The 24,718-nt window shown below is 68.0% G+C and carries 15 protein-coding genes; 11 read left to right on the forward strand and 4 right to left on the reverse strand.

What is annotated here, in order from left to right; genetic code table 11:
* Positions 1-10: 10 nt before the first annotated feature.
* The 6 genes from ACH438_RS07750 to ACH438_RS07775 all read left to right on the forward strand — a co-directional run bounded on the left by ACH438_RS07750 (position 11) and on the right by ACH438_RS07775 (position 4,595).
* A complete protein-coding gene (locus ACH438_RS07750) occupies positions 11-1,195 on the forward strand; it encodes an ABC transporter ATP-binding protein (RefSeq protein WP_397002453.1) in 1,185 nt (394 codons plus the stop codon).
* Positions 1,192-2,067 (forward strand): 2-aminoethylphosphonate ABC transporter permease subunit, encoded by an 876-nt coding sequence (locus ACH438_RS07755; RefSeq protein ID WP_397002455.1) that lies wholly within the window; start codon positions 1,192-1,194, stop codon positions 2,065-2,067. The genes ACH438_RS07750 and ACH438_RS07755 overlap by 4 nt, the downstream gene beginning before the upstream one ends.
* Before the next feature lie 3 nt (positions 2,068-2,070).
* A complete protein-coding gene (locus tag ACH438_RS07760) occupies positions 2,071-2,868 on the forward strand; it encodes an ABC transporter permease (protein WP_397002457.1) in 798 nt (265 codons plus the stop codon).
* 127 nt (positions 2,869-2,995) lie between these two features.
* Positions 2,996-3,508, forward strand: coding sequence for a VOC family protein (locus tag ACH438_RS07765; RefSeq protein WP_397002459.1), 513 nt, complete (start codon positions 2,996-2,998; stop codon positions 3,506-3,508).
* 26 nt (positions 3,509-3,534) lie between these two features.
* The gene (locus tag ACH438_RS07770; RefSeq protein WP_397002461.1) at positions 3,535-4,356 is read left to right on the forward strand and encodes a MerR family transcriptional regulator; all 822 of its coding nucleotides are present in this window, start codon (positions 3,535-3,537) and stop codon (positions 4,354-4,356) included.
* 71 nt (positions 4,357-4,427) lie between these two features.
* On the forward strand, positions 4,428-4,595 hold the full coding sequence (locus ACH438_RS07775; RefSeq protein WP_397002463.1) for a hypothetical protein: 168 nt from the start codon (positions 4,428-4,430) through the stop codon (positions 4,593-4,595).
* A gap of 15 nt (positions 4,596-4,610) precedes the next feature.
* On the opposite strand, the gene ACH438_RS07780 is transcribed toward ACH438_RS07775, so the two are convergent.
* Entirely contained in the window at positions 4,611-5,222 is a 612-nt protein-coding gene (locus tag ACH438_RS07780) for a CGNR zinc finger domain-containing protein (RefSeq protein ID WP_397002465.1), read from the reverse strand.
* Here ACH438_RS07780 and ACH438_RS07785 point away from each other — a divergent pair.
* Both ACH438_RS07785 and ACH438_RS07790 read left to right on the forward strand, forming a co-directional pair.
* Positions 5,221-6,075: an alpha/beta fold hydrolase gene (locus ACH438_RS07785; RefSeq protein ID WP_397002467.1), complete on the forward strand. Its 855-nt coding sequence runs from the start codon at positions 5,221-5,223 to the stop codon at positions 6,073-6,075. The genes ACH438_RS07780 and ACH438_RS07785 overlap by 2 nt on opposite strands.
* Before the next feature lie 39 nt (positions 6,076-6,114).
* Complete coding sequence (locus tag ACH438_RS07790) at positions 6,115-7,086, forward strand: alpha/beta hydrolase (RefSeq protein ID WP_397002469.1); 972 nt, start codon at positions 6,115-6,117, stop codon at positions 7,084-7,086.
* Positions 7,087-7,090: 4 nt separating this feature from the next.
* On the opposite strand, the gene mraY is transcribed toward ACH438_RS07790, so the two are convergent.
* From mraY to ACH438_RS07805, 3 genes are all read right to left on the reverse strand, one after another.
* Positions 7,091-8,167, reverse strand: a complete 1,077-nt coding sequence (mraY, locus tag ACH438_RS07795; protein WP_397003678.1) for a phospho-N-acetylmuramoyl-pentapeptide-transferase — start codon at positions 8,165-8,167, stop codon at positions 7,091-7,093.
* 214 nt (positions 8,168-8,381) lie between these two features.
* Entirely contained in the window at positions 8,382-8,756 is a 375-nt protein-coding gene (locus tag ACH438_RS07800) for a hypothetical protein (protein WP_397002471.1), read from the reverse strand.
* A 295-nt stretch (positions 8,757-9,051) separates the two neighbouring features.
* On the reverse strand, positions 9,052-9,411 hold the full coding sequence (locus tag ACH438_RS07805) for a DUF4254 domain-containing protein (protein ID WP_397003680.1): 360 nt from the start codon (positions 9,409-9,411) through the stop codon (positions 9,052-9,054).
* Between the two features lie 313 nt (positions 9,412-9,724).
* On the opposite strand from ACH438_RS07805, the gene ACH438_RS07810 reads away from it, so the two are divergent.
* From ACH438_RS07810 to ACH438_RS07820, 3 genes are all read left to right on the forward strand, one after another.
* On the forward strand, positions 9,725-10,537 hold the full coding sequence (locus ACH438_RS07810) for a helix-turn-helix domain-containing protein (RefSeq protein ID WP_397003682.1): 813 nt from the start codon (positions 9,725-9,727) through the stop codon (positions 10,535-10,537).
* Between the two features lie 201 nt (positions 10,538-10,738).
* Complete coding sequence (locus tag ACH438_RS07815) at positions 10,739-11,110, forward strand: AMP-binding protein (RefSeq protein ID WP_397002473.1); 372 nt, start codon at positions 10,739-10,741, stop codon at positions 11,108-11,110.
* A 39-nt stretch (positions 11,111-11,149) separates the two neighbouring features.
* Positions 11,150-24,715 carry an amino acid adenylation domain-containing protein gene (locus ACH438_RS07820; RefSeq protein WP_397002475.1) on the forward strand — a complete coding sequence of 4,522 codons (13,566 nt, stop codon included), beginning with the start codon at positions 11,150-11,152 and terminating at the stop codon, positions 24,713-24,715.
* The last annotated feature ends 3 nt before the right edge of the window (positions 24,716-24,718 follow it).

The raw sequence follows: 24,718 nt of genomic DNA on the forward strand, positions 1-24,718 counted from the left end.
AGCAGCAACCATGTCCTCCCCTGCGACGACCTCCACGGTGGCCGCGGCCACCGCCGCCGAACCCGCCATCGTGTTCGACCGGGTCGGTGTCACCTACGGTCGCGGCCGGAAAAGCACTGTCGCACTGGCCGATTTCAACCTGCGGGTCGCCGCCGGGGAGACGGTCGCGCTGCTCGGGCCCAGTGGTTCCGGCAAGTCCACCGCGCTCAAGGCGCTGGCCGGATTCGTCCGGCCCACCTCGGGTGCGGTGCGGCTGGCCGGCCGGGATGTCACCGACCTCTCCCCTGCCAAGCGTGGCATCGGGGTGGTGGTGCAGTCGTACGCGCTCTTCCCGCACATGCGGGTGCACGACAATGTCGCCTTCGGACTCAAGGCACATCGGGTGGCGCGCAATGAAATTGGGGCACGCGTCACCGAAGCCCTCGACATGGTCGGGATGAGCGCGTACGGCAAACGACTGCCGCGCGAACTGTCCGGCGGTCAGCAGCAGCGCGTCGCCATCGCGCGGGCACTGGCCATCCGGCCGAAGGTGCTGCTGCTGGACGAACCGCTGGCGGCGCTCGACGCGCAGCTGCGGCAGAACATGCTCGGCGAACTCCAGCAGCTGCGGCAGGCCTTGCCGGATACGGCGATGCTCTATGTGACGCACGATCAGTCGGAGGCGCTGGCGCTGGCCGACCGGATCGCCGTCATGCGGGATGCGCGGCTGGTGGATATCGACACCGCGCAGAATCTGTGGCAGCAACCGTCCACCGAATTCACCGCCTCCTTCCTGGGCGGCGCTAATCTTTTGCCCTGCACCGTGAATCACGTGACGGGAACCGCGGCGCTGGTCAGTGTCGGCGAGCACACGCTGCGCGCCGATGCGCCCCCGCCGAGTGTCGGCCGCCCGGACTGGGTGCCCAATGCCGATGCGGCGCTGGTGGTCCGGCCGCATACGGTGCGGATCGTGCCCCTCACCGAGCGGGATGCGTTGCGCGGCACCGTGATCACCAGCGTCTGGAAGGGCGCCTCGACCCGCCTGCACCTCGATATCGACGGTATCCCGGCCGAGGTCACCGCCGATGTGCCCGGCCACAGCCCGCTCACCGTCGGCGACAAGGTCAGCGTGCGGTTCGCGGATCCGGCGGGCGTCCTGGTGCCGCCGGCCATCGGAACCGCCGCAGCCGCAGACGGACCCGAGGTGCGGTCATGACCGCGCTGCTCGAATCCTCCTCTCCCCCAGCTGCGCCCGAGGCTCGTGGGCCACACCGCGCGTGGCGGCCGATTGCCTGGACGCTGCCGCCGGTGCTGGTGGTGCTGTTCATTGCCGCGTATCCGATCGTGCGGGTGCTGCTGGAGTCGACCAAGGCCGGGACCTGGTCGAAGGTGCTGGCCGAGGAGTCGTTCCGGAATGCGTTGTGGCGCACCATATCCATTGCGGTGAGTTCGACGGCCGGGTGCCTGGTGCTGGGGACGTTCCTGGCTATCGTGCTGGCGTTCGTGCCGTTTCCGGGTTCGCAGTTGGTGGGGCGGCTCATCGATTCGGTGCTGACGTTGCCGTCGTTCCTGGTGACGTTGTCGTTCACCTTTCTGTACGGCACGGCCGGTGCGGTGAACGCGCTCATCACCAAGATCACGGGCGACAAGTCGCACGCGCTGAACTTCCTGTCCACGCCGTGGGGCGTGATCGTCGCGGAGATAACGTTTTTCACGCCTTTCGTGGTGCGGCCGCTGCTGGCGGCGTTCGCGCAATTGCCGCGGGAGCAGCTGGATGTGGCGTCGAGCCTGGGGGCTTCGCCGTGGCGGGTGCTGCGGCAGGTGGTCATGCCGGAGGCGTGGCCGGCGCTGGCGGCCGGTGGGAGTCTCACCCTGCTGTTGACGCTCAACGAGTTCGGCATCGTGTTGTTCACCGGCGCGAAGGGCGTGATCACGCTGCCGGCGCTGATCTATACGCGCGGGATCGTGACGTTCGATCTGCCGGGTGCGGCGGTGCTGGCCACGGTGCAGGTGCTGTTGTCGCTGACGCTGTACCTCGGCTACCGGCTGTTGTTCGGCCGCTTGACCAGTGCTCGAAAGGAGAGCTGAGCCATGCTGGTGTGGACCCGCCGCGGGCGGATGACCGTGCTGGCCGCCTTCGCGGTGGTCGTGACCATCGTGTTCGTGGCGCCGATCGCGACCGTGGTCGCGGCCGCGCTGGCCGGGCGGTGGGACGGCCCGCTGCCGTCGCATCTCGGGTTCGCCAACTTCAACCGGGCGTTGTCGGGTGAAGAGTCGGCGAGTCTGTCCGTGAGTCTGCAGACCGCGCTGCTGGCCGGGCTTTTCGCGCTGGTGCTCGGCACCTGGGCGGCGCTGGCCTCGCGGGAGGCTCCGCAGTGGTTGCGGCGCATCACCGATGCGGTGTTCCACGTGCCGGTGGCGGTGCCGTCCGTGGCCATCGGCCTGGGTGTGCTCATCGCCTTCAATGAACGCCCGCTGCTGCTCGGCGGGACCAAATGGATTGTCATTCTTGCCCATACGGTGCTGGTGCTGGCCTACGCCTTCAGTGGTGTGTCCGCCGCCTTGGACCGACTCGACCCCGGCTATCAACAGGCCGCGGAATCACTGGGTGCCGGCCCGGTCCGCGTCCTGTTCCGGATCACTCTGCCGCTGCTGCTCCCTGCCCTGGGTGCCGCCGCGGGTCTGGCGATCGCCCTGTCCATGGGCGAACTCGGCGCGACCATCATGGTCTATCCGGCGACGTGGAAGACCCTCCCCGTCACCATCTTCGCCGAGACGGATCGCGGCGAGGTCTTCGACGCCGCGGCCAGCACCACTTTGCTGGTGCTGGTGACTCTCATCGCCCTGGTGATCCTCGGCCGTCTCAAAGGCCGGGCAGCACTGCGCTGACGGCTTTCCGCACGGGGTTGGCCGCACGCGAGGGGTGCGGTCAGCCCCGTGCGGGCTCTTCCGGATTCGCTGCGGGCCGGGAATTCGGATTTGACCCTCACGTAGCGTCAGCCCCGACGATCGGGACATGACCGAATACCTCAGCCCGGTGACCGAATATCTCAGCCCGGTGCCCCTTCCCGCGCTCGACGCGACCGCCCCGGATGTCTACCGCGAGATCTACGGCATGCCGCAGTTCGTGACGATCCCGACCGCCGACCTCACCGCCTCCCGCGACTTCTGGTTGGAGGGGCTCGGATTCATCGACCTCTTCACCATTCCCGGGCAGGTGACACATCTGCGGCGGTGGGCCTTCCAGGATGTGCTGCTGGTGCCGGGTGCACCCGCGGCCGCGCCGACCGCCATGACGATCAGCTTCGCGAGCGTCCTGAACCAGCTCGACGAGGTGGCCGCGCGCTGCGAACGGCTCGTCCCCGGCTGTACATCGGGGCCCGAGGAGAAGCCGTGGAATTCGGCGGAACTGACCGTCGTCACGCCCGAGAACGCCCGCGTGGTCCTGACCGCGGCCCGGCCGCTGGACCCGGACAGCGCCGCCGCCGACCGGTTGCGCGCGGTGGGCATCGAGGTGCCCCGCGCGTGAGTTCCGCGCTGCACGATACTGGGCCGATGACGCACTCTCCCGGCATCGGTGATCCCGCCCCGGCCGACGGCCTGACCGTCGGCCGGGCCGCGGCGCTGGTCGGCATCAGCGTGCGCACCCTGCATCATTGGGATCTCATCGGCCTGGTCCGGCCCAGCGACCGCACCCATGCGGGGTATCGGGTGTACTCCGCCGAGGACATCGCCCGCATCCATCGCGTTCTCGTCTACAAGGAGCTCGGCTTCCCGCTCGCCGAGATCACCCGCCTGCTCGACGATCCCGCCATCGACGCCCGCCGCCACCTGCGCACCCAGCGAGCCGAACTGGCGCAACGCATTTCGCATCTGGAGCAGATGGTCACCGCGGTCGACCGCATGCTGGAGGCCACCGCCACCGGCATGCGCTTGACCGTCGAGCAGCAGGCCGAGATCTTCGGCGCCGATTGGCAGCCGGAGTGGGTGGAGGAGGCCGAAAACCGTTGGGGTGATACCACTCAATGGGCCCAGTACACCGATCGAGTCTCCGACCTCACTCCCGCCGACTGGCAGGCCATCACTGCCGAAACCGAAACCTTCAATGCCGATCTCGCGGCCGCCCTCCGCGGCGGAGTACCCCCGGGCTCCCCCGCCGCCGGCACCTTGGCCGACCGCCATCGCGCCCTCATGTCCCGCTACTTCGACTGCACCCTCGCCATGCAGGTCTGCCTGGGCCGCAAGTTCACCGACGAGCCCGGCTACGCCGCCTACTACGACTCTCTCGAACCCGGACTGGCCGTCTGGTTCCGCGCCGTCATCGACGCGAATGCCCTCGGCCACGGCATTGATCCCGGCTCGGCGACCTGGAAGTAGCGCCGCGCACCGACACCCTCGGTTCGCGAATCATCCCGGATTCACGTGCCGGGGCGTAGTAAGAATGGCGCATGGGAAAACAGGCGATCCTGGTGCTCTACATACTCGCGATGGTGGCCCTCATAGTCGGCCTGGACGTCGCGATCTTCAGGCACCACTTCTGGGCCCGGCTCCTGGTGAACGTCGGCATCGTCCTGGTGTTCGGCGGCTTCTACCTGCGCTTCCTGAAGGGCTCCTAGCCGCAGCGCGGCGACCTACTGCCGCTCACGGTCCTTGAGCCGCTGCCGGTGGGCCGCCACCTTCGCCCGGTTCCCGCACAGCGCCATGCTGCACCAGCGGCGCGCATGGCCGCGGGTGTGATCGGCGAACATCAGCGTGCACCGCACGCCCTCACAGGCCTTCACATACGTAAAGTCCTCTTCACACACCAGTTTCGCCATCGCCTCGGCGATCGGCATCAGCAGCGATCGCGGTGACGACCATCGCCGATTCGAGCGCAATTCGAGCGCGCCGCCACCGGCCGCGATCTCGTCGAACCGATCGTCCTGGCGCAGCAGAGCATTCAACCGATCCAGCTCACCCAGATCCACACCGGTCAGCAACGGCCCTTTCCGCGCCCGCACGAAAGCCCTGAACCATTCACGCAACTCGCGCGCCTCGGCGGCGACAGCGTCGAGAGCGGCGGACTCGGTGCCCGAGCGGAATCCATCCAACACAGCCCGCGGCACCATCCCGGCCTGTTCGAGCCAACGCAGCAAGCCCTCGCCATCGGCAATCCAGTCGACGGGTTCGTCCACCGGCGTCGCAATCGAGTTCAGGAAATCGAGGCCCGACACATCGGCCAGGAGCAATGCGGGATCGATCATGACTGCTACGACCTACCGCCGTGCCGATGTCGACGGATTCAAGGTTTTCTATCGCGAGGCCGGTCAGCCGGGGAAGCCGAAGCTGCTTCTGCTGCACGGGTTTCCGAGTGCCGGTCATATGTTCCGTGACCTGATTCCGAAGCTGGCGGACCGTTTTCACATCGTTGCGCCGGATCTGCCGGGGTTCGGGCAGTCGGACCTGCCCGGGCGGGATGAGTTCAGTTACACGTTCGATAATCTGGCGGGCGTCATCGATCGGTTCACCGAGGTCATCGGGTTCGATCGGTATGCGGTCTACGTGTTCGACTACGGTGCGCCGACCGGGTTCCGGCTCGCGCTCGCCCATCCGGAGCGGATCACGGGGATCATTTCGCAGAACGGCAATGCCTACGTGGAGGGTTTGAGTGACGGGTGGAATCCGATCCGCGCGTACTGGCAGGATCCGTCGGAGGCCAATCGTGCGGCGCTGCGGGAGCTGCTGACGCTGGACAGCACCGTCTTCCAGTACACGCACGGGGTCAGCGACGTGGATTCGGTGTCGCCCGATGGGTATTCGCTCGACGTCTTTTACCTGCGGCGGCCGGGCGCGGACGAGATCCAGCTGGATCTGTTCGGGGACTATCAGAGCAATGTGGCGCTGTATCCGGCGTTCCAGGAGTACTTCCGGGAGCATCAGCCACCGTTCCTCGCCATCTGGGGGCAGCACGATCCGTTCTTCCTGCCGGCGGGGGCCGAGGCCTTCCAGCGCGACCTTCCGAAGGCCGAGGTGCGGTTCCTCGACACCGGGCACTTCGCGTTGGAGACGCACGCGGAGGAGATCGCCCAGGCGATTCGAAACTTCCTGGCGCACTGAATACACGGTCCGTCCATCGGCGCCGCGTACGATTCGGGCGTGCAGAGTCGCGAGGTGAGCTGGACGCTCGGTGAGACCACGGTCTGCGGGACGGTGGTGCGGCCGGAGGGGGTGGGGCCGTTCCCCGGGGTGGCGTTCGTGGCCGGGAGCGGGCCGACCGATCGGGACTGGGATTCGCCGCTGTTGCCGGGGCGCAATGGGAGTGCGAAGTTGCTGGCCGAGGCGCTGGCGCAGGCCAGGATCGCCTCGGTGCGCTACGACAAGCGGGCGTCGGGACCGCATGTGCGGGAGACCATTCCGCTGTTGATCGGCAAGCTGAGCATGCAGAGTCATCTGGACGAACTCGCGGGTGCGGTGCGAGTGCTGGCCGGTGAGGACTATGTGCGCGAGGATCGCATCTTCGGGCTGGGCAACAGTGAGGGAACCCTGCATGTCCTGAACTACGCGCTGAGCGATGACCGCCCGCCCTTCGCCGGGCTGGTGCTCACCGGTCCGCCGGGACGCAATGTCGGGGATGTGTCCCGGGCGCAATTGGCCGCGCAGGCGGCGGCCGTGCCCGGTGGGACCGAGCTGCTCGGGCTGTACGACACGTCGATCGCGCGATTCCTGGCCGGTGAGCCGGTGGCGCCGGATCCCGCGTTGCCCGAGGGCGTGGTGAATCTGCTGCGTTCGCTGGAGAATCCGGCCAATCTGCCGTTCGCGCGTGAGTTGTGGACGGCGGATGCGGCGGCGCCACTCGCGCGGGTGACCGTGCCGGCGCTGGTCATCATCGGTGAGAAGGACCTGCAGGTGGACTGGCAGGCCGACGGTGAGGTGCTGCAGGAAGCGGCGAAGGGCCGCGAGAATGTGTCGTTCCTGTTCCCGGAGAACGCGAATCACGTCCTCAAGTACGAGCCCCGCCCGCGCGCGGAGCTGAATCAGGCCGAGGTCATGGCCCGCTACAACGCCGACGACGCCGAGCTGGATCCGGAGACCGTCACCGCCATCGTCACCTGGCTGGCGCGGAACTGACCGCTCAGGTGCGCGCGGGCAGGTGCTCCGCGTAGAACAGCATGAGCCCGATGGCGCCGGAAAGGGCCGCCAGCAGCCAGAATCGGATGACGATGGCGGTTTCGGCCCAGCCGGAGAATTCGAAATGGTGGTGAAACGGGGCCATCCGGAAGAGCCGCAGATGCGCGGTGCGGAAGACCGCCACCTGCAGCACGACCGAGGCCAGTTCGGCCACGAACAGCGCGCCGATGACCGCCATGAGCAGTTCGGTGCGGGTGGTGACGGACAGTCCCGCGAGTAGTCCGCCCATGGCGAGCGACCCGGTCTCGCCCATGACGATCTTGGCGGGAGCCGCGTTCCACCAGAGGAATCCGATGCACGCGCCGGCCCCGGCCGCGCAGACCAGGGCCAGGTCGAGCGGGTCGCGGACGTCGTAGCAACCGGGCACCGGTTTGGCCGCGCAGGAGTGGGCGTACTGCCAGAAGGTCACCAGCACATAGGCGCCCAGCGTCATGGCCATCGACCCGGCGGCCAGGCCGTCCAGTCCGTCACTGATGGTGACCGCGCTGGACCAGGCCACCACCAGGAAGCACACCAGTACCACGAACGCCCCGACCCACAGTGACATGATCGGGATATCGCGCACGTAGGAGAGTTTCCGGCTGCCCGGGGTGAAGCCGTTCCCGTCCGGAAAGTGCAGGACCAGTAGGGCGAACACGCCCGCGGCCACCACCTGCCCGAAGAACTTCCCGCCGCCGGTGACTCCCGAGTTCCGGCCCTCGCGCAGTTTCACGAAGTCGTCCGCGAACCCGACGGCACCGCAGGCGGTGCTCAAGCCGAGCACCAGCAGCCCGGAGGCGCTCAACCCCAAACCGCCGCCGGGACTTCGGACGAGGTGCGCCACCAGGTATCCCACCCACATACCCGCGATGACGGCCACGCCGCCCAGCGTGGGCGTCCCGCGTTCCGCGGCGAGACCCGTCGGCCCCGCGTATCGGTGGTCGCGGGCCGGGGATCGTTCGCCGAATAGCTTGACCAGCAATGGCGTCAGGATGATCGCCACCGCCACTCCCACGATCCCCGCCACCATGATCTGCCGCACGATCCCCCCAATGCTCACAGTGGTCACAGCTCACAGCCCGTCACAGCTCACAGCCGTCACACACGCAACACACGTCACGTAATTTCGATGCTAACCAAACCCCCACGCCCACACCACGATTACGTGCGTGCGGCCGGCGGGGGCGGAGCCGGGGCACAGCAGTCGGGCCGGCATCGAAACCGATGCCGGCCCAACTGTTTTCCCCGGGGAGGGATCAGCCCGGGGGCTCCAGGCCCGCGCTCGCCGCGAGCAGGGCGCGGGAATGGGAATCATCGGATTCCCGGATCAGGCCGGCGGCCAGTAGGTAGGCGGCCGCCATGCGGAGGGCCGAATCCTGTAGTCCGGTCAGGGCTTCGGTGAGTTGCCCGGCCTTGGATTCGAAGCCGTGTCGTAGCTGGCGGGCGGAGTCGAAGCCGCCGAAGCCGGTCAGCGCGTGGACGCGGTGGGAGGAGTCGATCTGCGAGTCGAGGGCATCAGCGAAGCGCAGGAAGTTCGCGGCGCACTTGCGGGCGACCGGTTCGGCCAGCCGGAAGGTGCCGCCCAGCGCCTGCTGGTACAGGTCGTTCGCCGTGATCTCCCCCGCGGACATGCCAGGACTCCGTTCATTCGACGTGAAAGAAGTGAAAAGCAAGAAGTGAATTTCACAAACAGGGCACCCACAAAAGAAAACCGGAGGGTTGTGCAAGCTTTCTCGGTGGGGCGTGCCGCGCCAGTCGACCACGCGGCACGCCGGGCGGGGCGCCCCGTTGCGCCCGCCGTCTTCGAGGCGGGCAACGTCTCAGGGTTCGAGCAGGCTATTGGTCCAACAGCCCCACTCGGTTGACGTCACCGCTGGCGACAAATGACTCTGTAGCAATGCATCAATTGTGTCAATGCATTTGGAATCATTGTTCTGGTAAACGGCGACGGCCACCGGCCACGTCGATTACGAGATCAGTGTAGCCGTCCACCAGTTCGGCCAGATGGTACCAGTGTTTATGGGTGTTATCGCTGGCCGCGCCCTCGTGATCGATCACCTGATTGGCTTCCACCCAGCTCCGGGCCATACGATCCACTACCGCACCCAGACTTTCGGTGTGTAACGCAGTCCCGTTGCGGTGTTGCGGCAGTTCCTGCTCCACCCAATCATTGATATCGTCAACCAGTTCACCGCGGCGGCAATCGATCTCGGTGATCAGCATGGCATCACGCACTTCGGCTCGCCGCTCGTGTAACTCCGCGAGGGCGTGCGCCGACCGCAACAGAACTCGATCTTGGAAACGGCGTCCCTGGAAGGCACAGAGCAATTGCGGAGCCGTCGGCAGCACGCCGGCTATGGACGTGGTCATCTCAACTCTCCCCATGCACCCGACAGCATCACTAATCGCACCAACATGATTGGTCTCCGGATTCAGCTATACCGGTCATCGGATCGGCTGTACACGAATAGGCTAGCTGGATCATGCTCTTACAAATGCAAGAACGCAATACTGCGTTCTAGGAAGTGCGCAAGGCGAAAGGGTTGTCATGGCAGGCAAGCGCACCGTGCTTACCGTCCGTTTGCGCAGGCTCGCGGCGATGCTCCACGAGATGCGTGAAACCGCCGGCCTCAGCAAAGAGGTGGTCAGCACGAAGACCGGCATCAACGTCACCACGCTGTACCGGATCGAGACAGCTCAGGCCAGGCCGCAGCGCCGCACCCTGACCGCGATGCTGGACCTTTACAACATCGGTGAGCCGCAACGTTCAGATGCCTTGCAGTTGCTGGTGGATGCGCTCCGCCCCGGTATGGCCCGCTCCTTCGAGGATGCCGTCTCCGAGGTCTACGGCGCATACATCAACTTCGAAGCCGAGGCGCTCTCGGCGCGGTTCTTCCAGTCCACCTACGTCCCCGGCCTCTTACAGACCGAGGTGTACGCGAACGCGGTGTACCAGACCACCATGCCCAAGGTCTCGGATCAGGTTATCGAGCAACGCATCCGGGCCCGCCAGGAACGCGCCAACGTCCTCACCAAGGACGACCCGCTGGAACTGTGGGTGGTCCTCGACGAGGCCGTCATCCGCCGCGTCATCGGCGGACCGGAGATCATGCGAGAACAGCTGCAGCGCTTGCTCGATCACACCGAGAAGCGGAACGTCATCCTGCAGATCCTGCCCTTCGACGCCGGCGCCCACCCCGGCATGCTCGGCTCGTTCACGCTGCTCGACTTCCCCGACCCGGCCGATCCGGAGCTCGTCTACGTCGAAGGCATCGCCAGTGACGAACTGATCGAAGGTCATCCGGAGGTCCGCCGCTACGGCGTCATGTTCGATCAGCTGCGCGCCATGGCGCTGAGCCCCCGCGACTCCATGAACATGATCTCCTCGGCCATGGCAGATCTCGGCAGCTGAGTGATCTCGATACCGCCCGCATACCCACCCTTGATGGGGAATTGATCACCCTCGGAGCAACACCCGGCAGCACTGGGGTCGGTGTCTGACACGGCCTCGAACGGCGACAGTTGAAGACATCTTCAACACTCCCACGAAGCCGTTCCTCCGAGAGGATGATGTTCGATGTGCAAGCCGGTCGAATCGCCTGCAAACCGTGTCGTGGCGACCGCTGCCGACTGCGAGCTCACCGCCGCGGAGCTGGACCGCTGGAGCAATCGCCTGGCGCGCATGCTGTTGCAGCTCGGAGCCCGCCCCGGCACCCGGGTCGTGATCGCGGATACCCCTCGGCTCGAGTCCATCGTGTCCCGGCTGGCCATCACCAAGACCGGCGCCACCCCGGTGCCCTTCGCCACTGAAACCAACTCCGCCCGCGCCGATTTCGGCATCACCACCAAGGCGGGTCTCGCCCGGCTCACGGATCCGAGCCGCTGGCTGGTGCTCGACGAGCGCTCCACCCTGCAGCAATACCTCACCGGCTCCGATGCGCCGCTCACCGACGCCGAACTGCACCGGGTGCGAAAGGCCTCCTGACCCCCCTCCGAATCTCACCAGCTCGCAGGATGTTTCAGCATGGCTTTCAGCTCCACACCCGCCGGCTCCTTCGCACTCTCCGCCGCCCAGCGCGGAATCTGGTTCGCCCAGCAGCTGGCCGGCGACACCCCGATCTCCATCGCCCAATACGTCGAATTCTCCGGCGCGGTCGACGTCGGCCTGCTCGCCGACGCCGCCCGCCGGGCCGGACGCGAATTCGGCACCGGCTACCTGCGACTGCTCGAAATCGACGAACTGCCCTGGCAACTCGTCGACACCGGCCTCGACGACCACATCGAAACCATCGACCTGACCGGCGCCCCCGACCCCGAGGCCGCCGCCCAGGCCTGGATGCGCGCCGAATACACCGCACCCCTGGACCTCACCCGCGACCGCCTCTGCATGGTCGCCATGCTGCGCGTGGCACCCGAACGCTGGTACTGGTATTCGCGGCTGCACCACATCCTGCTCGACGGCGTCGGCGCGCTGACCATGCTGCAACGCACCGGCGAAATCTACAATGCCGCCATCCGGGGCGACGAAATCCCCGCGGGCAAGGCCGAACCGCTGCAGACGATCGCCGAAGCCGATGTCGCATACCGGAATTCGGACAAGCTGCAGGTCGATCGGGAGTACTGGCGGCAGCATCTGGAGGGGATGGCCGAGCCGAAGCAGCTGGGCGCGCGGACCGGGGCGGTCGACGCGCACCCGCGACTGCTCAGTGGTGCGCTGAGCACCGAGACCGCGGCGCTGCTCGACGCGCTCACCGCCGAAATGTCGACCAGCGCCGCACCCGTCGTGGTCGCCGCCTTCGCTGCCTTCGTCAGCGCCATGACCGGCGGCGGCGAGATCGTGCTGAGCCTGCCCGTCTCCGGGCGTACCACCGCTGCCCTGCGCCGCTCCGGCGGCATGGTCGCCAATGTGGTTCCGCTGCGCTTGCATCCGGCCGCCACCGCGACGGTCGGTGATCTCGTGCGCGGCACGCAAGGGGAGCTCACCGCGGCACTGCGCCGGCAGCGATACCGGCACGAGGACATCATTCGCGACCTCGGGCGGTCCATGGACGATGTCGCGGGGTTCGGGCCGACGGTGAACCTCATGCTCGCCGACACCCGCATCCGGCTGGGCGGGGTGACCGGGCGGCTGCATGTGCTCACGTCGGGGCTCATCGACGATCTGTTCGTCAATGTGTATCCGGGGATCGGCGGGGAGCGCACGCATATCGATTTCCAGGCGAATCCGAACCGGTACGGGGACAAGGAGCTCGCGCAGCTGCATGCGCGGTTCCTGGAATTCCTGCGCCGGTTCCTGGCCGCGGGCGCGGGGGCACGGCTGGCTGGGCTCACCACGATCACGACCGAGGAACGGGCGGAACTCGCACCCGCGCAGGGACGACGTGGCGGGCCGGCGCGCACGCTGCCCGATATCCTGCGCGCCGGCGCGGAGAAACTGCCGTCCGCCATCGCTATGCGGGCAGACGGGACCGTTTTCACCTATCGAGAGCTCACCGAGTACAGCAACAGATTGGCTCGAGTTCTGATCGAGTCAGGCGCAGCACCCGAACGGGCGGTGGCCATCTCGATTCCGCGGTCGGCGGAGTCGGTGCTGGCCATGTACGCGGTGGCGCAGACCGGAGCGGCGTTCGTGCCCATCGATCCCGGGTATCCGGTGGATCGCATTCAGCACATGGTCGCCGACAGCGGCGTGGTGGCGGGCGTGACGATGGCCGCGTCTCGCGCCGCGTTGCCGGATCGGGTGCAGTGGCTCGTACTGGACGACCCTGAGGTCGAAACGGCGCTTGCTGCAGCCGATTCCGCGCCGATCAGCGATGCCGATCGATTGTCGCCCGTGCTGATCGATCAGCTCGCGTACCTGATCTACACGTCCGGCTCCACCGGCCTGCCCAAAGGCGTCGGCGTAACCCATCGTGGGCTCGCCGATCTCGCGACCGGCTCCGGCGCGGCCTTCGGCGTCGGTGCGGATGCGGTAGTGGCGCACGCGGTCTCGCCGAGTTTCGACATCTCGGTGGAGGAGCTGCTGGTGGCTCTGGCCGTCGGTGCGACCGTCGCCGTGGTGCCGCCCACTTCCTATGCCGGTGAGGATCTGGCGCGAGTGCTGCGCGCACTCGAGGTCACCCATCTGAATGTCACTCCCGCCGTGGCCGGTTCACTGGAACCCGAGACGCTGCCGCGACTGCGCACCGTGGTGGTCGGCGGCGACGCCTGCCCGCCGGAACTGCCCGCGCGCTGGGCCGGGCGCTGCGTCATCAATGGTTACGGCCCCACCGAGGCGACCGTCACCGCCACCCTCAGCTCCCCGCTCTCCCCCGCCGATCCGATCACCATCGGCGCGCCGGCCCGCGGTGTCGCCGCACTCGTATTGGATCCGTGGCTGCGTCCCGTGCCGCCAGGCGTGATCGGCGAGTTGTATTTGAGCGGCCCGGGTCTGGCGCGCGGCTATCACCAGCGCATCGGCCTCACCGCCCAGCGCTTCGTCGCCGATCCATGCGCGGACGGCGCCCGCATGTACCGCACCGGCGACCTGGTGCGATGGCTGCGACGCAATGGGCGCATGGAGTTGGAGTACCTCGGCCGCGGTGACACCCAGGTGAAGGTGCGCGGCTTCCGCATCGAACTCGGCGAAGTGGATGCTGCGGTCGCGCGGCATCCCGGAGTACAGATAGCGATCACGGTAGGCGCGACCACACCCGGCGGCGCGACCGCTCTCGTCTCCTATATAACCGCGGATGATCCGGGCCTGGATCCGGAAGCCGTCAAAGCGACCGTGGCGCAGCAACTTCCCGCACACATGGTGCCGTCGGTGGTCATGGTCCTGAAAACCCTGCCGCTCACACCCACCGGCAAAGTTGACCGCCGCGCCCTCCCCGCACCGGATTTCGCCCGCGACCGCACCGGCCGAGCGCCCGCCACCCCGAACGAGCGCGTACTCGCAGCCATCTTCGCCGAGGTCCTCGGCCTCGACGAGATCAGCGCCGACGACAACTTCTTCACCCTCGGCGGCGACAGCATCGTCGCCATCCAACTGGTGGCACGCGCCAAAACCGCCGGACTCGCCCTGCGCGCCCGAGACGTCTTCGAACACAAGACCGTCGCCGCCCTGGCCACCATCGCCACCGAAGTCACCGCACCCGCCATCCAGGAACTCCCGGGCGGCCCGATAGGCACAGTCCCCCTCACCCCGATCGTCCACGCCATGCTCGAACAAGGCCACACCTGGCCACGTTTCGCCCAGGCAGCCCTGATCCCCCTCCCCCGAGACATCGACCGTGACCGTCTGCCGATCGCCGTACAGGCACTGCTCGAACAGCACGACCTGCTGCGCAGCACTCTGACGCGCAGGCCCGACAACGATCCGGGCAAGCCGGGTGTCACAAATGGGACCTCGACCGCAGACATCCTGGGCAGCACGGGCGGCGTCCTGACGGGCTCGCCGACAACAATGGCGACAGGTCTTGCCGCGCAGTGGGAATGGCGAGTTGCCGAGCCCGGATCCGTCGAGGCGGGGGCGTTGATCGACGTCGTGCCGGCGGGGACCAGTGAGGTGGAGCAGGCTTTGCAGCGGGCTGCTGACCTGCTCGATCCGGCTGCGGGGATCATGGCGCGGTTCGTGCTGCTCGAGCGGGAAGACAGTGGGCCGCTGCTGTGGGTTGTGTTGCATCACCTGGTCACCGACGGGGTGTCGTGGCGGATTCTGTTGCCGGATCTGGCTACCGCGTGGGCGGGCGGGGCGCTCGCGCCGGTCGGGACGTCGTTTCGGCGGTGGGCGCACGGACAGCTCGAGGGGGTCGGTGGGCGCGTTGCGGAACTGCCTTTGTGGCAACGGATTCTGACTACGCCGGATCCGCTGCTCGGGTCGCGGACGCTGGATTCGGGGGCGGATACCGCGGAGACCATGGCGGAGGTGCGGACCACCATCGATGCGGGGACCGCCGCGGCGGCACTGGAACTGGTGACCGAGCGTTTTCACTGCGGGCCCGACGATGTCCTGCTCACCGCGCTTGCGATGGCTTCGAGCCGGGCGCGGGAGACCACGCAGACCCTGCTCACGCTGGAAGGTCACGGGCGGGAGGAGTCGATCCTGCCGGGCGCCGATGTGTCGCGCACTGTCGGCTGGTTCACCAGCGTGTACCCGGTTGCGCTGGACCTCAGCGGGATCGACCTCGACGATGCCTACGCGGCGGGACCGGCGGCCGGGGCGGCGCTCAAGGCCGTCAAGGAGCAGCTGCGGGTTATTCCGGACAAGGGTGTCGGATTCGGGATGCTGCGCTACCTCGATGCGGATGCCGGGGCGGCGCTGGCCGGGGCGACTGTGCCGCAGTTGAGCTTCAACTATCTCGGCCGGACGGGCGCGGGGGCGGATCAGCCGGACGGTGCGGAAACGCCCTGGCTGCCGCGGCGATTCACTGCAACCCATGATGACAATGCACCGCTCGCGGCGGTGCTCGATATCAATGCTTTCCACACCGACTCGGGCCTCGAGGTGACCTGGGCCTACGCCTCGCGGCTGCTGGGCAACGGCCAGGTGCGGCGGTTCGCCGATCTGTGGGCCGACGCGCTCACCGCGCTCACCGCGCATGCCCGGGAGGCCGGGACCGGCGGGCACACGCCCTCCGATTTCCCGCTGATTCCCTTGCGGCAGCAGCAGATCGAGGAGTGGGAACGCGGCTATCCCGGCCTCACCGATGTGTGGCCGCTCTCGCCGCTGCAGTACGGGCTGCTCTTCCATGCCCGCTATGACACCGATACCGCCGACGGCTACACCGTGCAGACGCAGCTGTCGCTGGCCGGGCGCGTGGATTCGGCGCGGCTGCGCACCGCCGCGCAGGCGCTGCTCGACCGGCACGAGGTGCTGCGGGTGGCTTTCGCCGAAACCCCGGACGGGCCCGCGCAATTGGTGGTCGGTACCGCCGAGATCCCCTGGCAGAACGTCGATCTCAGCTCCATCGCAGACCCCGCCGAACGACAGCGGGAGCTGGAACGCCTGGTCGCGGTCGATGCGGGCACCCGGTTCGATCTCACCCGCCCGCCGCTGTTGCGGTTCACCCTGATCCGCACCGACGCCGAGGCCTACACGCTGCTCATGGCGAATCACCATCTGGTGCTGGATGGTTGGTCGACGCCGCTGGTGGTGCGGGAACTGCTCGCCACATACCTCGCCGCGAGCATCGGGCAGGCAGTACCGACCGGTCCGGCTCATTCCTATCGTGAATTCTTGGGCTGGCTCGGCGAACAGGACGACGCCGCGTCCATGTCCGCGTGGACGGAGGCGCTCGACGGGGTCGACGGACCTACCCGCGCAGTGCCCACGCTGGCCGATATCGGCTCCACCGAATCCGGCATGGTCTCCGCCGATTTCACCGCGGCGGCACTCACCCGGCTGGAAACCACCGTCCGCGCCGCGGGTGCGACCGTGAACACCGCCGTGCAAACCGCCTGGGCGCTGGTGCTGGCCATGCTCACCGGGCGCACCGATGTGGTCTTCGGTGGCACCGTCTCCGGGCGGCCGCCGCAGCTGGCCGGCATCGAGGACATGGTCGGGCTGTTCATCAATACGCTCCCCGTGCGGGTCCGGCTGGAACCCGGTGAACGCGTGGACGAACTGCTGGCGCGGGTGCAGACCGAACAGGCGCGGCTGCTCGACCATCAGCATGTCGGGCTGGCGGCCATTCACCGGGCCGTCGGACTGCCCGAACTGTTCGACACCCTGACCGTCTTCGAGTCCTATCCCATCGACCGCGAAAGCCTCTCGCAGGCACTCGATATCGCGGGCATGCGGATCCTCGACGTGTCCGGCACCGATGCCACGCCGTACCCGCTGAACCTCATGGTGATTCCGCAGCGCGCGGCCGACGGGGCCGAAAGCCTGCAGATCAGCATCAAGTTCATGGCCGATCAACTTCCCGAGGCGGGGGCGCGGCGACTGCTGGAACGGTTCGTGTACCTGCTGGAACAGATTGCGGCGCGGCCAGACCGACTGGTCGCTCGGCTGCAGCATTGCGATGCCGGGGAACGCCGTGCGCTGCTGCCCGTACACGGCGGCGAACCCGTACCCATGCGCTCGCTGGCCGGCATACTCGCGGCCGGCGCCCAGGTGAACCCCGACGCCATCGCCGTGGCGGCCGGGAACCTCACCATGACCTACCGGGATCTCGACGCCTGGTCCAACCGGTTCGCGCGGGTACTGCTGCGCCGGGGTGTCGGCCCCGAAGTGTTCGTGGTACTGGCCCTGACGCGATCCGTCGAATCCGTGGTCGCCGTCTGGGCATTGGCCAAGACCGGCGCCGCCTTCCTGCCACTGGACCCCAACTATCCGGTGGAACGCATCGAGCACATCCTCACCGACTCGCGCGCGCCCATCGGCGTCACCGTCTGCGAGGTCGGCGAGACACTGCCCGGCAGCATCGACTGGCTACTGCTCGACGACCTCGCCACCATCCGCCGCGTCATGACCGTCTCCGATGCACCCATCACCGACACCGAACGCGGCGGACCCATCGAGCTGGCGCAGGTCGCATACCTCATCTACACGTCCGGCTCCACGGGTAAACCCAAGGCCGTACTGCTCAGCCACCGCGGACTCGCCAATCTGGCCGCCTCGCAACAGAGTTTGCTCGACCTCGACGACACGGCCAGCGCGCTGCAGGTCGCCTCGCCGAGCTTCGACGCCTCGGTGCACGAACTGCTCATGGCACACGGCTCCGGCGGACGGCTCGTGTTGTCGCCACCGGAGGTGTACGGGGGCAGTGAACTCGAGCAGCTCATGCGCACCGGGCGCGTCACGCACGCCGTCATCACGCCGTCGGTACTCGCCACCATGAATCCGGACGGCCTCGAAGACTTGCGGTGTCTGTCGGTGGCTGGTGAAGCCGCCGGACCCGAACTGGTGGCAGCCTGGTCGCGCGGGCGGCGCATGGTGAATCTGTACGGGCCCACCGAATTCAGTGTATGGGCGACCGGGCCCGGCGAACTGCGCGCCGGAGACCCGATCACCATCGGGGCGCCCATCCGCGGCGCGGGCGCCATGGTCCTGGATACCTGGCTGCGGCCCGTGCCGATCGGCATCACCGGTGAGCTCTACCTGAGCGGGCCCGCCCTGGCGCGCGGCTACTTCAACCGATTCGGGCTCACCGCAACACGTTTCGTCGCGAACCCGTACGAGGCCGATGGCGCACGCATGTACCGCACCGGCGATATGGTGCGGTGGGTCGAGGTCAAGACCGCCGACGGGGCGCAGTGGGAGCTGGAATACCAGGGGCGCAGCGACTTCCAGGTCAAGATCCGTGGCCTCCGCATCGAACTCGGCGAGATCGACGCCGTCCTGTCCGCCGACGACCAGGTCGACTACGCGGCCACCATCGGCACGCCCGGACCCGGCGGCCAGACCATCCTGGTGTCGTATGTCGTTGCGGCGCAGGGATACAGGCTCGACACCGAACTGCTGCGCACCCGCGTGGCCGCCGCCCTGCCCGGCTACATGGTGCCCAGCTACCTGATCGAACTCGACGAGGTGCCGCTCACGCCGGTCGGCAAACTGGACCGGAATGCCCTGCCCGCACCAGATTTCGAGAGCCTCCAAGAACGATATCTGGCCCCCCGCACACCGGTGGAGACCGCCGTCGCGCAAGTGTTCGCCGAGGTCATCGGTACCGACCGGGTGAGCATCGACCGTTCCTTCTTCGAACTCGGCGGCAACTCCCTCAGCGCCACCAAGGTGGTCGCCCGCGTGAACGCGGCCCTCGGCGCGACGATCGCCCTGCGCGACCTGTTCGACGCACCGACCGTCGCCCAGCTCGCGAACCGCGTCGTCCCGGCAGGCGACCTCTCCGGCCGCCCCGCTCTCGCACCCCGCATCCGCCCCGACCGCATCCCACTCTCCCCTGCCCAGCAACGCATCTGGGTACTGAACCGCCTCGACCCCACCTCGGCCGCCTACAACATCACCGTCGCCCTCCGCCTGACCGGCGACCTCGACCGCACCGCACTGGAACAGGCAGTATCCGATGTGGTCGCCCGCCACGAAGCTCTGCGCACCATCTACCCGGCCGATACCGAAGGCCCCCGCCAGATCGTGGTCGGCGTCGAAACCGCCGCACCCCACATCCATCACACCGAAACCGAAGACGGCGCACCACTGCGCCAATGGATCGACGAACTCACCGGCACCGGCTTCGACCTCACCCGCGAGTCGCCACTGCGCGTAGGAGTGGCGCGCATCCGAGACCGCGCCGACGCCGCTGCCGGCCACGCGCCGGTCCAAGCAGATCACGCTGCGACAGCACCCGCGGACCACCTTGTGGCAGAGTCCGGTCCGCGGATCGCCTCTGGCGTGGCAACACGACCGGTAACTGCCCCGGCGGGGACGTCCGGCGGCAACGGCGGCGGCGATGTCCACGTTGTGGTGCTCGTTGTTCATCACATCAGCGCGGATGGGGCGTCGATGGCGCCGCTGGCGGCTGACCTGGTGGCGGCTTATCTGGCGCGGATCGCTGGCGTGGAGAGTGGGCGTCCTGGGCTGGCGGTGCAGTATGCCGATTACGCGCTGTGGCAGCGGGAGTTGCTGGGGGATGAGCAGGATTCGGAATCTGCTGCGGGGCAGCAGATTCGGTATTGGGGTGAGCAGCTGAGGGCGGCGCCGGATGTGCTCGAGTTGCCGGCGGATCGGGCGCGGCCTGCGGTGCAGAGTATGCGGAGTGCGGATCTCACATTCACCGTCGAGCCGGAACTGCATCGGGCGCTGGCGGAAATGGCGGCTCGGACCGAGAGCAGCCTGTTCATGACCGTACACGCGGGGCTGGCGGTGTTGTTGTCGCGGCTCGCTGGGACGCCGGATGTGCTGATCGGGACCGCTATTGCCGGGCGGGGAGACGCGGCGCTGGACGAGTTGGTCGGTATGTTCGTGAATACGCTGGCGCTGCGGACGATCGTGCGGCCGGGCAGTGGGTTCCGGGAATTCCTCGCGTCCGTGCGGGCGACCGATCTGGATGCCTTCGCGCATGCGGATGTGCCGTTCGAGCGGCTGGTGCAGGTGGTGGATCCGGCGCGGTCGACGGCGCAGCATCCGCTGTTCCAGGTGTCGTTGTCGTTGCAGAACTTCACTGCGCCGAGCATCGAATTCCCGGGGCTGCGGGTCGATCTCGAACCGGTGGTCCGGGATACCTCGCAGTTCGATCTCACCTTCGATCTGCGCGAAGGGGAATCGGGGCTGGACGGGACACTCACCTACGCCACTGATCTTTTCGATGAAGCCGGCGTGCGACTGCTGCTGAACCGGTGGTTGCGGGTGCTTGCCGCGGTGACCGCCGATCCGGATATCCGGGTGTCCGATATCGATCTCATGGATGCGGGCGAACGTGCCGCTCTGGTGCCTGTACGCGGGCCGGGGAGTATCAGCGCTTACAGCGATGTGAATACGCTGGCGGAGGTTTTCGATGCTGCCGCGGCAGCGCACCCGCTGTGCCCGGCCATCATCGCCGACGGGCGGGCCATGTCCTATCGGGACCTCGATGCCGCGTCGGAACGGCTCTCCACCCAGATCGCCGCCGCGGGTGCCGGGGCGGAAACTGTTGTGGCCCTGGCACTGTCGCGTGGGACGGAATTGCTCACCGCCATCTGGGCATGTGCTCGTGCCGGGGCCACCTTCCTGCCCATCGATCCGCGCCATCCGCTCGACCGCATCGATCACATGCTGTCGGACTCCGGTGCGGTGCTCGGGCTGACCACGACCACGCATCGGCGGCTGCTGCCGGACAGCATTCAGTGGCTGCCCCTCGATGCGGGGCGGCAACCGCAGCCGCGGGCTCGAATTCGGCGCGGGCGGCCTGGGCGGGCGCATCCGGATCAGCCGGCCTGGCTCATCTACACCTCCGGGTCCACCGGTACGCCGAAGGGCGTCGCGGTCTCGCATCGCGGGATCGCGGATCTCGTCCGGGCGCAGCGGGAACTGCTCGCACTGGGTGAGCACTGCCGCGTATTGCAGGTCGCCTCACCGAGTTTCGACGCCTCCGCCTTCGAGGCGCTCATGGCCTTCGGCAGCGGCGGCACCGCCGTGGTCGCACCGCCCGATGTGTTCGGCGGTGAGGCGCTGTCGGATCTCATTGCGGCACAGGGTGTCACGCATCTGGTGATCACACCGTCGGCGCTGGCGACCATGGATCCGGCGGCCGTGTCGAGTGTGCGGGTGCTGGCCGTGGCGGGCGAGGCCATCGGGCCCGATCTGGTGGCGCGCTGGGCTCCCGGGCGGGCGCTCATCAATCTCTACGGACCTACCGAATTCACCATCTGGGCAACGGCTTCCGAGCCGCTGCGGCCTGCACAGCCGGTCACCATCGGTGCACCCATCCGGGGCGCGGGGGCCGCGGTGCTGGACGATCGGCTGCGGCCGGTACCGATGGGCGTGGCTGGTGAGTTGTATCTGGCCGGACGTGCCCTGGCGCGCGGCTACCACCGGCGGCCGGGACTCACCGCGGCGCGGTTCGTGGCTGATCCCTCAGGGCAGCCCGGTCAGCGGCTCTATCGAACCGGCGACCTTGTGCGGTGGACCGGCGCACTCGACGCGCCACGGCTGGAATATCTGGGACGCACCGACTTCCAGGTCAAGGTGCGCGGCCAGCGTATCGAGCTCGGCGAGATCGACGCTGCGCTGTCCGAGGCCGAGGGCGTGGAATTCGCTGTCACCCTGGGTGTTCCGGGTCCGGGTGGTGCCACCGCACTGGCGGCCTACCTGCTGCCAGAGCCCGGACGCACCCTCGATATCGCCGCGGTACGCGCGCATGCCGCCGATCGGCTGCCCGGGTACATGGTGCCGTCGGCCCTCACGGTCCTCGACGCCATCCCGCTCAATGCGGTCGGCAAACTCGACCGGAAAGCCTTGCCGCAGCCCGTGTTCGAGGCCGAGACCGAGTACCGCGCACCCGGCAATGCGGCCGAAACCGTGCTCGCCGAGATCGTGGCCGAACTGCTCGGCCAAGCGCAGGGAGGTGGAGCGGAGGGGGTCGGCGTGCACGATTCCTTCTTCGCGCTCGGCGGTGACAGTATTCTCGCCATCCAGCTGGTATCGCGCGCCCGGCTGCGTGGACTGGAGATCACCCCGCTGCAGGTGTTCGAGCATCGCACGGTCGCGGCCCTCGCCGAACTCGCCGAGGCCGCGGGTGCGAGCGTCACCCTCGACGAACTGCCCGGCGGCGGGGTCGGCGAGCTGCCGCTCACGCCGATCGTGCACTGGATGCTCGAACGCGGCGGTGATCACCGGCGTTTCGCGCAGACGGCCGTGCTCGACCTGCCGCCCGGCATCGACCGCGCCGGACTGGTCGCCACCGTCACCGCCGTGGTGGACCGGCACGACATGCTGCGCGCCCGGCTCGATCGGATCGACGGCGAATGGCGGTTGCAGACCCGGCCACCGGGGAGCGTCGATGTCGACAATCTGCTCTACGGCATCGAATACGACACCGCCGATACCGTGGAACTGCGCGAATACGCTGTCACCGAACTCGACTCCGCGCTCGACCGGCTCGACCCGGCCGCCGGGACCGTGCTGCAACTGGTGTGGCTGAACCCGGTCTCGAACCGGCCCGGGCAGAACGGGAAGCTCATTCTGGTCGCGCATCACCTGGTGACCGACGGGGTGTCGTGGCGGATTCTGATCCCGGATCTGATCGCCGCCTGGGCCCAGATCAGTGCGGGCGCGGCGCCGATACTGCCGGAGACCGGCACCTCCATGCGGCGGTGGGCGCACGCGCTGAGCGACGCGGCCCGAACTCCCGCGCGGCGAGCCGAACTCGACTACTGGCGGGATATCGCCGCCACCCCGGACCTCCCGCTGGGCCGGCGCGAACTCGACCCGCACGTCGACCTCGCACCGACCGTGCGCGCTGTCGACATCGAGATCTCCGAGGAGGTCACCACCGCACTGCTCACCACGCTCCCGGCGCTCTTCGACGGCACCGTCGAGGACGCGCTGCTCGCCAGCCTCGCACTGGCGATCATGCGCTGGCGCACCCACTCCGGTGACTCGGTGCTGCTGCGCATGGAAGGCCATGGGCGGCAGCAGGAGATCATCCCGGGCGCGGACCTTTCCCGCACCCTCGGCTGGTTCACGACCGTTTATCCACTGCGACTCGACTTGCCGGGCATCGACACCCGGGATGCACTGGCGGGCGGACCCGATATGGGGACCGCCATCCGCGCGGTCAAACACCAGCTGCTGGCCGTGCCGGACAAGGGCATCGGTTACGGCATGCTGCGGTACCTCGACCGCTCCCCCGACCCTGACCTCGACTCCGACGCGGCATTGCCCGATCGCATACCCGGGCGCATCGGCTTCAACTACCTGGGCCGCTACGCCACGGCCGATATTCCGGCCGGGCTGGAGGGCCTCGGCTGGCTGCCCAGCGGCGAACTCGGCGACCTGCCCGCCCCCGAATGCCCGGACGTGCCCGTCATCGCCGAGATCGAAATCAACGCTGTCGTCGTCTGCGAACGGATGCAGGCCACCTTCACCTTCCCCGAAACCTTGCTGCCCAAGCACGAAATCACCATGCTGGCCCGGCTGTGGACCGACGCCCTCACCGCCGCAGCGGAATTCGCCGTCGGGCCCGATGCCGAACCGGCCGCGGCCGCAGAGCAGCAGGCCATGGCCGAACTCCGGCGGCAGCGTCTGGAGGCCGAACTGGCCTCCGCTCAGACAGCTTCCGCGCCCGGACTGGGCCTGGATGTGGTCCTGCCCATCCGGCCCGACGGCGACCAGCCGCCCCTGTTCTGCATCCACCCGTCCTCCGGCATCGCCTGGCCCTACCTCGGCCTCGCCGACGCACTCCCGCCCGGCCGGCCCATCTACGGTCTGCAGGCCCCCGACCTGACCGGCGCACCCCACGCGCGCAGCATTGCCGACTTCGCGGACCGCTACGCCGCGGAAATCCGCAGGATCCAGCCCGAGGGGCCATATCATCTGCTCGGATGGTCTTTCGGCGGCCTCATCGCACACGCGGTCGCCACCCAGCTCCACACCGGCGGTGCGGCAATCGGCACCCTGGCCCTGCTCGACGCCGACAGCACCGACATCGACGGTGACAGCATCGAAAAGCTCACCGCCGGATCGTTCGTCGCCGCGTTCGGATCCGTCTTCGGCATCACCGACATCCCCGCCGAAGCCACCGCCGAACAGGCCGCCGACCTGGTGCGCGAACGGATGGGAGGCGTGGCCCTGATCGACGCGCAGACGCTGGAGCGCATGGCCGCCTCCTACAATGCCTCCGCCCGCACCCGGACCGGCTATCAGCGGCCCGTATTCGACGGGGACGCACTGTATTTCAGCGCCACCGTGCACACCGGCGAGAACTCGGACATATTCGGGCCCGACGGGTGGCGGCCCTGGATCACCGGGACCATCACCAACCACGACATCGACGCGGCCCACGACGACATGACCGCGCCACACGCACTCGCAGCCATCGCCCGCGCGCTCAAGGAGCACTGGAGTCACAGCCTCGAGGAGCACTGGAGTCACAGCCTCGAGGAGCACTGGAGTCACAGCCTCGAGAAAGAGCAGCCGCACCTCCACGACGAAAAACCTGGAGTCATCCCGTGAACA

This window comes from Nocardia sp. NPDC020380, from assembly GCF_044386975.1.
Taxonomy (GTDB): domain Bacteria; phylum Actinomycetota; class Actinomycetes; order Mycobacteriales; family Mycobacteriaceae; genus Nocardia.